Source organism: Curtobacterium sp. HSID17257 (assembly GCF_003989515.1).
Classification (GTDB): Bacteria; Actinomycetota; Actinomycetes; order Actinomycetales; family Microbacteriaceae; genus Curtobacterium.
Genome location: NZ_RBLU01000097.1, coordinates 1 through 12,544, shown reverse-complemented (window position 1 = coordinate 12,544; position 12,544 = coordinate 1). Strand labels below are relative to the sequence as shown.

The following is a 12,544-nucleotide window of genomic DNA, read 5'->3' as shown; positions in this document are numbered from 1 at the left end:
GTGCTCGCGGGGCGGCGGGGGCGCGGCCGGTGCGGGGGACGGGGCGGGCGGGGCGGTGGCGGCGGACGCGACCGCGGGCCTCGTGGTCGGGGCGGGGGTGCCGGGCGGTGCGGACGGGCGTGCGCGCGCGCGTCTGATCGAGCGGCCGGGCGGCCGCTGGGCGTGCGTCTCGGCCGCACCGCACCCGCTCGCGCGCTGGACGGTCGAGGCGCGCCGGGACGGCACGCACGTGTCCGACGAGCTCGGGACGCTGCAGTGGGCGGCCCTCGGCCGGTCCGTCCCGGCGGACCCGGCGGCGTCGGCCGACGAAGCGCTGCCGGCCGACGTGCGGGAACAGGCCTGATGCGCGTCGTCGTCACGGTCGTCGACGACGCGACCGGCGAGCACTCCGACGTCCTCGTCGACGCCGCCGGGCAGACGCCCATGCGGACCGTCGTCGACGCACTGGTCCGTCGCACCGGCGGACGACCGGTGCCCGAGGGGGCGCCCGACGGCGACGTGCCGTTCGCGCGCAGCGGGCTGGTCGACGGCGCCGTCCTGCACGTCGGTGGCGCCGAGCGGCCGCAGCCCGAGCACGGCATCGTGCACCTGCTCGTCGTGGGCGGGGTCGACGCGGGTCGCGTGCGCCGGCTGCCACCGGGGACCGTCCGCATCGCCCTCGCCGACGACGGCGCGGCAGCCGTCGGTGCCGCCGCGGGCGGACGGACCGGTCTGGAGGCACGGACCGCGTTCGACGGATCGGTGACCGTCCGGCTCACCCCGACCGACGACGACGGCGAGCGTCCCACGGACGGTCCCACCCCGACGCTCGAGGGCGACCCGGTCACCGTCGAGTGGCGCGACTGGCCGGCCGGCGCCCTCGTGCGCCTCGGTGACACGGTGCTGAGCGTCGGACCCGTCGAGGTAGTCGACCGGATGCTGCTGCGCCCGCCGGACTCCGGCCAGCTCGACTTCAACCGGCCGCCGCGGCTGCTCCCGCCCTTCCTGCAGACCGACTTCCGGATCCCGAAGCCGCCCGTGGCGCCGCAGCGCTCGGCGATCCCGTGGATCATGGTGTTCGTGCCGGCGATGTTCGGCATCGTGATGGCGACCGTGTTCCGGTCGCCGTTCTACCTGCTCTTCGCGGCGATGACCCCGATGATGGTCATCGGCCAGACGATCAGCTCGCGGCGCACCGGCAGGAAGAGCCACCGGAAGCAGCTCGCCGAGCACCGCGAACGGGTCGCCGCGCTCGAGACGGCGATCGACCAGGCCGTGCTCGACCAGCGGGACCAGCGGCGGACGTCCGCGCTCGACGCCGCGTCGCTGCGGGTCGTCGCGACCACCCCCGGTCGACGGCTGTGGGAGCGTCGGCCCTCGGACGGCGACCACCTGCACGTGCGGATCGGGACGGGCGACCTGCCGTCGACCGTCACCGTGGTGGACGACCGCGACCTCGACGGACTCGCGCACGCACCCCGGGTCACCCGAGGCGTCCCGGTCACGGTGCCGCTCGCCGAGGTCGGGGTGCTCGGCATCGCCGGCGCGGGCGACTCGCCGCGGGAGCTCGGCCGCTGGGTGCTCGGGCAGCTCGCCGTCACGCAGAGCCCGCGCGAGGTGCAGTTCGTCGTGCTCACGGCGCAGCAGCACGTGCCGGCCTGGGCGTGGACCCTCTGGCTGCCGCACGTGCGGCCGACGGGCGGGCAGGAGGCCCTGGCGCTGATCGGCGCCGACGGGGAGACGATCGGGCGGCGCCTGGCCGAGCTCAGCCAGGTGCTCGCGGAGCGCCGGGCCGAACGGCAGAAGAACGGGATGAACCGGACCCGTTTCTCGCCCGAGATCGTCGTGGTGCTCGACGGCGCCCGACGACTCCGCGCGATGCCGGGTGTCGTCGGGCTCCTGCGCGACGGACCCGCGTGCGGCATCCGCCTCGTGTGCATCGACGAGGAGGAGTGGCAGCTCCCCGAGGAGTGCGTCGCCACCGTCACCCACCGCAGCCCCACCGAGCTCGTGCTCCGTCGGCAGCTGTCCGCACCGGTCGAGCTCGTACTCGCCGACCGGGTCGCGGACGACTGGTACGACGACGTCGCACGCGGGACCTCGCCGCTCCGGGACACGAGCGGGTCCGACGGCGACGGCCTGGTGCCGGACGCCGCCCGACTGCTCGACGTGGTCGACCTGCCGCAGCCCGACGGATCGAGCGTCGCCGAACGCTGGGCAGCATCGGGCACGAGCACCTCCGCGGTCGTCGGCATCGGGATCGACGGCGCCTTCGAGCTCGACCTGGTCAAGGACGGCCCGCACGGCCTGGTCGCCGGCACGACCGGTTCGGGCAAGTCCGAGTTCCTGCAGACCCTCGTCGCCTCGCTCGCACTGCGGAACCGACCGGACCGGATGACGTTCGTGCTCGTCGACTACAAGGGCGGAGCGGCGTTCAGCGTCGCCTCGGACCTGCCGCACACCGTCGGGCTGGTCACCGACCTCGACCAGCACCTGGTCGAACGTGCGCTCCGGTCGCTGCGTGCCGAGCTCACCCGACGCGAGCACATCCTGGCTGCGTCGGGCGCGAAGGACATCGAGGACCACGAGGCGCACCTCGCCCGCGGTGGTGCCGGCGAGCAGATGCCGCGGCTCGTGCTCGTGATCGACGAGTTCGCGGCGATGGTCACCGAGCTGCCCGACTTCGTCGCGGGGCTCATCGGCATCGCCCAGCGCGGCCGGTCGCTCGGGGTGCACCTCATCCTGGCCACCCAACGCCCCGGCGGTGTCGTCGGTCCGGACATCCGGGCGAACACCAACCTGCGCGTCGCGCTGCGCATGACCGACTCCGGCGAGAGTACCGACGTCATCGACGTGGCCGACGCCGCACGCATCCCGAAGAGCGTGCCGGGGCGCGCGTTCGCGCGCCTCGGTCACTCGTCGGTGGTGCCGTTCCAGTCGGCGCGGGTCGGCGGTCGGTGGGCCGGCGAGGAGGACCCGGCCACGGGCCTCCCGTTCGTCCGCGTGCTCGACTGGCGCGACTTCGCCACCGCACCACCCACGCGACCCTCGCGCAGCGACCAGGCGACCGCCGCGACGGACCTGTCGATCCTGGTGCAGGCGATGGGGGACGCCCGCGACCGGCTCGGCATCGGACGGGTGCACAGCCCGTGGTTGCCGCCGCTGCCGGAGCTGCTGCCGCTCGCCGGTGTCGCGTCCGCCGCCGTCGGGTCGCGCCGGGAGACGTCGTCGACCGACGACGCCCTCCGCTTCGCCGTCGGACTCGAGGACCTGCCGGACACCCAGGAGCAGCGCGCGGCCGAGGTCGACCTCGCGCGGTTCACGCACCAGTTCGTCGTCGGCGCGCCGGGGTCCGGTCGGTCGACGGCGCTCCGGACGCTGGCCGCGTCGGCGGCGCGCTCCCTGTCGTCCGCCGACCTGCACGTGTACGCGATCGACTGCGGCAACGGCGCCCTCGCGTCGCTCCAGCAGCTGCCGCACTGCGGTGCGGTGGTGCAGCGGACGCAGGTCGAACGCGCCACGCGCCTGATCGACCGGCTGACGCGGGAGACCGCCAGGCGGCACGACCTGATCGCCGCGGCGTCGGCTGCGGACATCACCGAGCAGCGTCTCCTCGCCGCACCGGGCGAGCGGCTGCCGCACGTGCTCGTGCTCATCGACCGGTGGGAGAACTTCACGACCTCGCTCGGCGAGGTCGACGGCGGAGCGCTCACCGACGCCGTGCAGTCGTTGCTCCGCGACGGTGCGGCCGCCGGGATCCACGTCGTCGTGGCCGGCGACCGGTCGCTGCTGTCGTCGCGGATGTCGACCCTCACCGACGACAAGATCGTGCTCCGGCTGACCGACCGGCTGGACTACTCGCTCGGCGGCATCAACCACCGGAAGCTCCCCGCGTCGATCCCGGCCGGGCGCGGGTTCCGCGCCGACTCGGGCACCGAGGTGCACTTCGCCACGCTCGGCACCGACGTGTCCGGCCAGGGGCAGACCACCGCCGTGCGGGACCTCGCCGCGGAGCTCCGCGCCACCTCGCCGGTCCCGCCGTCGCCGCGTCCGTTCCGGGTGGACGCGATGCCGAAGGACCTGGACCTCGACACCGCGCTCGCGCTCGAGTCCGCTCCGGTACCGACCCCGATGGTCGCCGTCACCGGGGTCGGCGGGGACGACATGGAGCTGCAGACCGTCGACCTGCGCACGGGTGGCGGCACGTTCGTGGTCGCCGGGCCGTCGCGGTCCGGCCGCTCCACGATGCTCGCCGCGATGGCACGGTCGCTCCTGGCGGGCGGGACGTCGCTCGTCGTGCTCGCGCCGCGACCGGGACCCGTGCGGGACCTCGAGGGGCTGCCCGGTGTGCGGGCGGTGTTCAGCGGGGACGACGTCACGCAGGAGCAGCTCGAACCCGTGCTCGCGCCGGACGGCGCTCCCCTGGTGCTCGTCGTGGACGACGGCGAGCTGCTCATCGACTGCTCGGCGGCGCGATGGCTGCGCGACTGGGGTCGTGCCGCGGTGGACAACGGGCAGGGCATGCTGCTCGGGGGCAACACCACGGGACTCGCGGCCGGGTTCGGCGGGTGGCAGGTCGACGCGAAGAAGAACCGTCGCGGGGCGCTGCTGTCACCGCAGGACACTCTGGCCGGGGACCTGATCGGGGTGCGCATCGCGCGGTCGTCGATCTCGTCGCGGATCGAGCCCGGATCGGCGCTCGTGCACCTGGGGACCGGGCTGGCGTCGACGCTGCAGGTGCCGATGGTGCCGGCCGGGACGCGGGCGGGGACGCAGGCGTGGCCGCGGGCAGGGACCGAGTCCGGCGCGCTGGTCGGCTGAGGCAGGTGCTGGCTGGTTACTCCTCGCGGCGCGCTGCCGATGCTGGGAGCGGCCCGAGAACGGTCCCCACAGGAGGCCGGTTTGTCAAGTCGTTGTGCACAGTGAGGGCTCCGATCCACCAACCTTCAAGGTGCAGTTGAAGCACGGTTCTCCACACACCGTAGGTAGTAGAAAAGCCCAGGTCAAGTGATCGAACATGCATTCGAGGACCATCTTGTCCACATGTTCGTCCACAGTTGTGCACATGGAGACCCGGCGTGTTCGACATGGTCTCCACAGAGTTATCCACAGGGCTGTTTGCTGGGGATAACTCTGTCCCCGTAGCTTGGCCCAGCGACTCGGCGGAGGCAGGGGATGTCGGTCGTCCGGGGTAGGAAAGCCGGTGTGGGCCGAGGTCCGCACCGTCACGACAAGAGGGAGTCCGTGTGTCGATCGCGCATCTCGATCCGTCCCCGCAGGACCTGTCCGAACGGGGCTCGGAACGGACGCCGCCGCACGACCTGCTCGCCGAGCAGTCGACGATCGGCGGCATGCTGCTGTCGAAGGACGCCGTCGCCGACGTCATCGAGACCGCCCGCGGCGTGGACTTCTACATCCCCAAGCACGAGGTCATCTTCGACGCGATCCTGTCGCTCTACTCGCACGGTGAGCCGACCGACGTCATCGCCGTCACCGACGAGCTGACCAAGACCGGACTGCTCTCCCGAGCCGGCGGCGCCGAGTACCTGCACAGCGTCACGAGCATGGTGCCGACCGCCGCGAACGCCGGGTACTACGCGGCGATCGTCGCCGAGAAGGCCGTGCTCCGGCGTCTGGTCGACGCCGGCACCCGCATCGTGCAGATGGGCTACGCGTCCGAGGGTGAGGTCACCGACCTCGTCAACAGCGCCCAGGCCGAGGTCTACAACGTCGCCGGCGGCGTGCAGACCGAGGACTACGTGCCCCTGACCGACGCCATCGGTGCCGCCATCGACGAGATCGAGGCCGCCAAGGGCCGCGACGGGCAGATGACCGGCGTGCCGACGGGGTTCAGCGGCCTCGACGCCCTGACGAACGGCTTCCACCCCGGGCAGCTCATCATCGTCGCCGCCCGCCCCGCGCTCGGAAAGTCGACGCTGGCGCTCGACCTGTGCCGCGCCGCCGCGCTCAAGCACGACCAGACGGCCGCGTTCTTCTCGCTCGAGATGGGCCGCGCCGAGATCGCGATGCGCCTGCTGTCCGCTGAGTCGAGCGTGCCGCTGCAGAACATGCGCAAGGGCACCGTGGACTCCCGCGACTGGACCACGATCGCCCAGACCCGCGGGCGCATCAACGATGCCCCGTTCTTCATCGACGACTCCCCCAACATGACGCTCGTCGAGATCCGTGCGAAGTGCCGCCGGCTCAAGCAGCAGCACAACCTCAAGCTCGTGGTCATCGACTACCTGCAGCTGATGACCTCGGGCAAGAAGGTCGAGAGCCGTCAGCAGGAGGTCTCCGAGTTCTCGCGTGCACTGAAGCTCATGGCGAAGGAGCTCGGCGTGCCGGTCATCGCGCTGTCGCAGCTGAACCGTGGCCCCGAGCAGCGTGCCGACAAGAAGCCGATGATCTCCGACCTGCGTGAGTCGGGGTCCATCGAGCAGGACGCCGACATGGTGATCCTGCTGCACCGTGAGTCGGCGTACGAGAAGGACAACCCGCGTCAGGGTGAGGCGGACCTGATCGTGGCCAAGCACCGCAACGGGCCGACGGACACCATCACGGTGGCGTTCCACGGGATGTTCTCGCGGTTCGTCGACATGCCGCAGTAGGCGGGTGTTGTTGTCGGTGTCCCAACTAGATGGTCTCTCCGCCTAGGAGATGGTCCCTTCCAGTGAGACGGAAAAGTTGAACGGCGACAGAAGTTGAACACGCCCTGTCGGCCCTGCACACCAAGATGGGGTTGTGGCGCTCAACATCGACCCCGGCCGACCCCTACGCACGATTCCACAACTGACCGCGCTCCTCGAAGCGATCGACGGAGCGGAATCCGGCGATGAGTCGTTCTCCGTCGAATGGAAGCGCCCGCTCGAGCTCAACAAGGCTTCCGGGCGGTTCGCCATTGCGAAGTGCATCCTCGGCATGGGCAACCGCGCCGTCGAAGCAGCGGGGCGCTCCTTCGGCGGTCTCGGCTACATGGTGGTCGGCATGGAACCGCACAACGTCATCGGTATGCCCTCCATTGACTACGCCGACCTGCAGCCGCAGATCGAGGCGTACACCGGCGAGGACGGGCCGTCCTGGTCGCCGCAGCAGGTGACGTACGAGGGGCAGAACATCCTCGTCATCACTGTCGAAGCGCCAGCCGACGGGGACCGGATCCATCCGCTGCGCAAGAGCTACCAATCAGACCAGCGGGGCGAGCGTGGCCACGACAAGGGCACCATCCTCGTGCGCCACCACGCCATGACTGAACCCGCAACCGTCGCAGACATCCGTGAACTCGAACGGCGGCTCCTCGCCGGCCAGCCGAGCGTTGAAGCCATCGACGACATTGTCGCGACTCCGAGCGGCGCGGTGCAGGTGATCCAGGTCACCGACGAGGCGGTGAAACAGCGCCAGACCGAAGAAGAGGAAGCGTTCCCTCCCTATGCGGTCGTGACGAGCGGGCCGGCGTCCACCCCCTTCGGGTTCCCCACGTTGAAGGTCAACACGACGCCTCAGGAGGAGCGGGAACGGTACGAACGCGAACGGGTGCAGTACCTCCGCGACTTCGACGCCGCACTCAAGCCGCACGCCATCCGCACCGCAGTCGAGCGGCACCCGGCACCGTTCGAGCTGGCCATCACGAACAACTCGCGGACAGCGGTCCAGGAACTCGAGATTCGTGTCACGACGCCCGATGGGGTCCTCATCTTCGGCGCTAACGACGATCTCGGCCAGATGCCACGGCCGCCCAAGCCGCCGAGCAATAGCGTCTTCGCCTCGCTCCAGGACAACATCGACTGGCAACACCACACGAGCGCAGCGCTCCGAGCCAACTTCGACCTCTTCTCGATCAGCAGTGACCGGCGAGAAGTGACCTTCACCATCAAGAGCATCCACGCAGGGCAGACGGAGAAGACCGACTCGGTGCTGCTGGTAACTGGAATCGGAACAATCAGCGGAGATGTGCCCTCCACGCGGTGGGATGCGGAGGTGCACATCACTGCCTCCAACCGCGCTGACGCATGGCACGGGTCGGTTCAGCTCGGCCCGACGTCGTCAGTGCTCGCCGACGGTCAGCTCCTGCCACGGGCGACCGTAGTGAAGTGATAACGCGGCGCCGTTCCGACGACAGACGAGGAGGAGCCCGCCCGCGGCGGCGGGCAAAGCACCGCCGCCCCTGTAGGCAGCGTGGCGGCGTCGAACCCGGCGAAGAGCCACGCGCCGCTCTAGAGCGCGAAGTGCGAGAAGAGCTCGGCGTCGGCAGCGACACCGTCCGGATCATCGGTGCTACGGCGGCACCCTTCTCGAGAATACTCACCTCAATGGTGACCACGTCGGGCACATGGCGGTGGCATACCTCTGCTCACTCGATGCCGCGGCGTTTGCCATCGACGAAGACAAAGTGCTCGAGATCCAGTAGGTGACTCTCGCCGAGCTCAGTGAGCTCGATCATCACGAGTGGGTCGATCAACGGCTGCGCGACGCTATCCGGTAACTGATCGATGCACGGACGCGCGAGCGCATCGGAACTCCGACGCTACCCAGCGCGCGTCGACCTTGACCGAGCGCCGCAGGAGTCGTGAGAGGAGAGTCAGTACAAGCCGACGATGTTGGCTAGATGACCGACTGCCAGGGGGGTCATTCGAACCCAGATACGAAGTAGCAAAATCGGCATGGATTCGTGCGTTAGTGACAGCGCTGCGAGCTGCCGGTAATGACGAGTCGCTCGCAGCGGGAATCCTCCGACCATCGAACCGGCTCGGGTCGTTCATCGCGGCCAGCCCTAACGAGTCGAGGTGGCGGAAGAAGCCCGCGAAGTCGTACACAACGTGGAACGGTGGGTGCTCCCGCAGATACTTCGCAGCGCGTAGCTCAAGGTACAGGGAGGTAATAGGTACGCTCCGCCGGTACTTCCACAGCTTGACCAGCCGGACGAACTCCTTTGCGCGCGCAACCTTGTCCCTGGACTCGTTGACGTACTCGTTGTGCTTCGCCGGGTTGGACTTGATCCACCCACTGCCCTGTGGGTCCGGGATCCAGTAGTCGTCATCGGAGGTGATGTGGGCTGGGATGATCTCCGTAGTAGGTCCATCGGACCAGTCGATGGTGACTCCTGGTCTGCGGATCGTGACAGATCGAGCGCGGTAGCCAACCCGATCAGCGAGAGCTCGCCTCAGCCTGACCAGATCGTCGTAGCTTCGCGCCGGTCGAACGTGCCGCATGGATACGAAGTAGTCAACGTCGCTCCAAACCACCGCCGTCCCATGTGACCAGGAGCCGGTCTCGAAGATCCGGAACGCGTCCAGTTCCCCCTTCACCGCTGCTTCGATCGACGAACGGTTCGCGCTCGCGGCGGACCGATCTGCCGGAGACGGAGTCATCGCTCGGATCTGCTCGTCCAAGTATCCGCTCGCAGACGTCATTGGTCGACTCGATGCGCCTGGCCGTGCTCGACTTCTATGTTGCGCTTCGCCCGCAAGTACGCCCACCGGGGCGTGGGATCCGCTGCCCGGCTCGCTGCTGTGAGCTCGTCCCCTACCGCATCCAGCCGGCGCCGCAAGGCATCGACGTCATCGCCGCTGACCACATCTACCGTTCGCAGCCGACGTGCGCGATCACGCACCGCGCCGAACTGCACTGCTGCCATCCTCGCGCGCTCAGATCGTCGGGACGGCCTCAGCGTCCCATGCACGCCCGTCGCAGCCGCCGCGACTAGGGCGAGCGCACCTCCTACGTACTGCAGCTCACCACTAGCGAAGGTCAGCACTCCTCCGACAGCACTTCCAGCAGCGATCACACTGCCGAGTGACCACCCTGCCAAGCTCCAACCCTTTGCCGCCTCCAAGTTGCCTTGCTGACCGAACATTGCGTTCTCCTCAAGACGCGACGCTTCCGCGCCGACCTGAGCGAGCACTCCTCCATCGTCACTCGTCAAGAGCCGCCCCTCCGTCCGCCGGTTTGCAAGGCCGTACTGATTCTCTCGCGGACCACCTGCATGAGGTGGTCAGGCCGCCACTTGGCCGTATCGATAGCCGGTCGTCAACCGGACGCCCGGCAGTCGGAAGGGGGTCTTCAAAGGGCTGCGCCGAGCACTGTCCGGATGGGTGGTCCGCAACAGGTTCCGGTGAAGGCGCCCTGTGCCGACGTGTTGCCGTCGCCCCACCCTGCACTGGAACATCACGATGAGCACCGCTGGAATGACCGACCGACCGACCTGCTTTCGCGCTCTCGGTCAGGTGAACCGCGCCGGCACCGACCGTGCTCGTGAAGTGCTGTCTGCTCCTTTCACCGGGGGCAGCGGAGACCGTGACCGCACGTCGTGCAGGAATCAGCCGACGATCCCGTCGAGCTCGCGGACGTCGCTCTCGGACAACTCGATCCCGGCACCAGCGATGTTCTCGCGGAGGTGCTGCGCCGACGAGGTGCCCGGGATGAGGAGGATGTTCGGCGATCGCTGCAGCAGCCACGCGAGGGCGACGGACATCGGCGTCGAGCCGATCCGCGTCGCGACCGCCGAGAGGGCGTCGCTCTGCAGCGGGCTGAAGCCACCGAGGGGGAAGAACGGGACGTAGGCGATGCCGTCGGTGGCGAGGTCGTCGATCAGGGCGTCGTCCCACCGGCTCGCGAGGTTGTACATGTTCTGCACCGAGACGATCGGTGCGCTGGAGCGTGCCTGCGCGACCTGGTCTGCCGTGGCGTTGCTGACCCCGAGGTGGCGGATCACGCCCTGTCGCTGCAGGTCGACGAGCGTCGCCAACGCGTCGCCAATGTCCTCGGCGACGGGTCCGTTCGCGTCCCCGAGGCGGAGGTGCACCAGGTCGAGGGCGTCGACGCCGAGCTGGTCGAGGTTGTCGTCGATCTGTGCGCGGAGCTCGTCCGGCTCGCGGGCCGCGGGCCAGCCGCCGTCGGGGTCACGCCGACCGCCGACCTTCGTCGCGACGAGCAGGTCCGCGGCGTAGGGGTGCAGGGCCTCCTTGATGAGTTCGTTGACCACGCGAGGACCGTAGGTCTCGGCTGTGTCGATGTGCGTGATGCCGCTCGCGACGGCGTCACGGAGGACGGTGATCGCGGCGTCGTGGTCCTTCGGCGGCCCTGCGACCCCGGGGCCCGTGAGCTGCATCGCGCCGTACCCGAAGCGGGTGACGGTGCGGTCGCCGAGCGTCCAGGTGCCGCCGGGGAGTCCGGTCGAGGTGGTGGAGGTGGTGTGCATGGTCGCCTTCCGGGGCTTGTGGGACGTGGTGTCGTCGATCAGTCTTGAGGTGCTGCTTCCCGCTGGGAAGGAGTTACCCAGAAGTGCGTAGGTACCCGGGAGGGACGCGATGGCGACGACGACGGCTGCCCAGAAGAAGGCCGAGGCGAAGGTGCAGTACGACGCCTTCCTCGCCGCCTGCCCCAGTCAGCAGCTCCTCGCCCGGGTCTCCGGCAAGTGGGTCACGCTCGTGCTGTCGGCGCTCGGCAGCGGTCCGGACTGCGACGGCGAGCCCCGGCCGATGCGGTATTCCGAGCTGGCGCGGACCCTCGCGGGGGTCAGCCCGAAGATGCTGTCGCAGACGCTCCGGTCCCTCGAACGCGACGGTCTGGTGTCCCGGCTCGCCGCGGCGACCGTCCCCGTCACGGTGACCTACGAACTGACGGCACTGGGGCTGTCGCTGCACCGGACGGTCCGACAGCTCAAGACGTGGTCCGAGCAGCACCGTGACGAGGTCGCGGCGCACCAGCAGGCGTTCGACGCGACCCGATGACGGACGCGGGCGGCGATGGCCGCTGGTACCGCGCCTCCAGGCCGGCGGCCCCTGGTGCGGCGACGCACATCCGACGGGCCGGCGTCGGTGACGCCGACGCGGTGGGGCGGTTCCAGGTGCGGGCCTGGGAGCAGACCTACCGCGGGATCGTCCCGGACGCCTTCCTCGAGGCCCGGTCCGTCCGTTCCGGGATCGACCGCTGGGCGGAGCGCATCCGCTCCGGTGTGCGGCAGGTGCTCGTCGCCGAGTCGTCCGACGGGAGCCTCCTCGGAGTGGCGAGCACCACGCGTGCGTCCTCGGCGCAGGAGGACCTGCCCGACCTCGAGCTGGCGACGCTGTACGTCGATCCCGTCGCACACGGGACCGGGCTGGCGTCGGACCTCCTGGAGGCCGCGACCGGCGGCGAGGACGCGCACCTGCTCGTGTTCTCGGTCAATCTGCGTGCTCGACGCTTCTACTCCAGGCACGGCTTCGTGCCCGTCGGTGCGCCGCAGCTCGACCCGGGGACCGGCCTGGACGAGGAACGGTGGGTCCGTCGGTCCCCCCTTGCTCTGAGAGCTGCGCTGTCAGACCGCGGCGTCCCGCGGAAGCGGGTCTGACGAGCAGTAGCGCGAACCCGTGCGCCGTGCGAGCGCTACTGGGCGAGTGCGGCCTGGATCCTCCCGATGTGTGCTCCGAGCGCGCCCGTTGCGAGGAGCCCCGCCCCGAGCGGCCCGGACCGGTCCGTCCCGAGCGGCGGAAGGCGGCGGAGCGCAGCCCGCACCGGGTCGTCGATCCGCTCCAGCTGCCACTCCAGCTCCGCCGCTGCGCCATGACCGGGAGCGACGAGTTCGGCA

Annotated in this window: 9 protein-coding genes and 2 pseudogenes; 7 read left to right on the top strand and 4 right to left on the bottom strand. The window is 70.0% G+C overall.

Annotated features, from left to right (window positions below; genetic code table 11):
- From D8M35_RS16635 to D8M35_RS17220, 5 genes and pseudogenes are all read left to right on the top strand, one after another.
- Positions 1-343, top strand: a 343-nt coding sequence (locus D8M35_RS16635) for a hypothetical protein (protein WP_202976557.1), incomplete at its 5' end; no start/stop codon positions are given.
- Positions 343-4,800, top strand: a complete 4,458-nt coding sequence (locus D8M35_RS12870; protein WP_126892217.1) for an FtsK/SpoIIIE domain-containing protein — start codon at positions 343-345, stop codon at positions 4,798-4,800. The genes D8M35_RS16635 and D8M35_RS12870, both read left to right, overlap by 1 nt.
- A gap of 425 nt (positions 4,801-5,225) precedes the next feature.
- Complete coding sequence (gene dnaB, locus D8M35_RS12865; RefSeq protein ID WP_066657525.1) at positions 5,226-6,590, top strand: replicative DNA helicase; 1,365 nt, start codon at positions 5,226-5,228, stop codon at positions 6,588-6,590.
- A 133-nt stretch (positions 6,591-6,723) separates the two neighbouring features.
- Positions 6,724-8,073: a hypothetical protein gene (locus D8M35_RS12860; protein ID WP_126892216.1), complete on the top strand. Its 1,350-nt coding sequence runs from the start codon at positions 6,724-6,726 to the stop codon at positions 8,071-8,073.
- Positions 7,989-8,240, top strand: a pseudogene (locus tag D8M35_RS17220) (NUDIX domain-containing protein); the annotation flags it as partial. The gene D8M35_RS12860 and the pseudogene D8M35_RS17220, both read left to right, overlap by 85 nt.
- A 210-nt stretch (positions 8,241-8,450) precedes the next feature.
- Here D8M35_RS17220 and D8M35_RS17300 read toward each other — a convergent pair.
- From D8M35_RS17300 to D8M35_RS12845, 3 genes are all read right to left on the bottom strand, one after another.
- Positions 8,451-9,389 carry a hypothetical protein gene (locus tag D8M35_RS17300; protein ID WP_369333551.1) on the bottom strand — a complete coding sequence of 313 codons (939 nt, stop codon included), beginning with the start codon at positions 9,387-9,389 and terminating at the stop codon, positions 8,451-8,453.
- Entirely contained in the window at positions 9,386-9,880 is a 495-nt protein-coding gene (locus D8M35_RS17295) for an SLATT domain-containing protein (protein ID WP_126892214.1), read from the bottom strand. Before D8M35_RS17295 ends, D8M35_RS17300 begins: the two co-directional genes overlap by 4 nt.
- Before the next feature lie 414 nt (positions 9,881-10,294).
- Complete coding sequence (locus D8M35_RS12845) at positions 10,295-11,176, bottom strand: oxidoreductase (RefSeq protein WP_126892213.1); 882 nt, start codon at positions 11,174-11,176, stop codon at positions 10,295-10,297.
- Between the two features lie 109 nt (positions 11,177-11,285).
- Between D8M35_RS12845 and D8M35_RS12840 the strand changes: the two genes are divergently transcribed.
- Positions 11,286-11,708: a helix-turn-helix domain-containing protein gene (locus D8M35_RS12840; protein WP_126892212.1), complete on the top strand. Its 423-nt coding sequence runs from the start codon at positions 11,286-11,288 to the stop codon at positions 11,706-11,708.
- Positions 11,705-12,307, top strand: a complete 603-nt coding sequence (locus tag D8M35_RS12835) for a GNAT family N-acetyltransferase (RefSeq protein WP_126892211.1) — start codon at positions 11,705-11,707, stop codon at positions 12,305-12,307. Before D8M35_RS12840 ends, D8M35_RS12835 begins: the two co-directional genes overlap by 4 nt.
- 35 nt (positions 12,308-12,342) lie before the next feature.
- Here the strand turns inward: D8M35_RS12835 and D8M35_RS17100 are convergent.
- Positions 12,343-12,544: pseudogene (locus tag D8M35_RS17100) on the bottom strand (hypothetical protein); the annotation flags it as partial.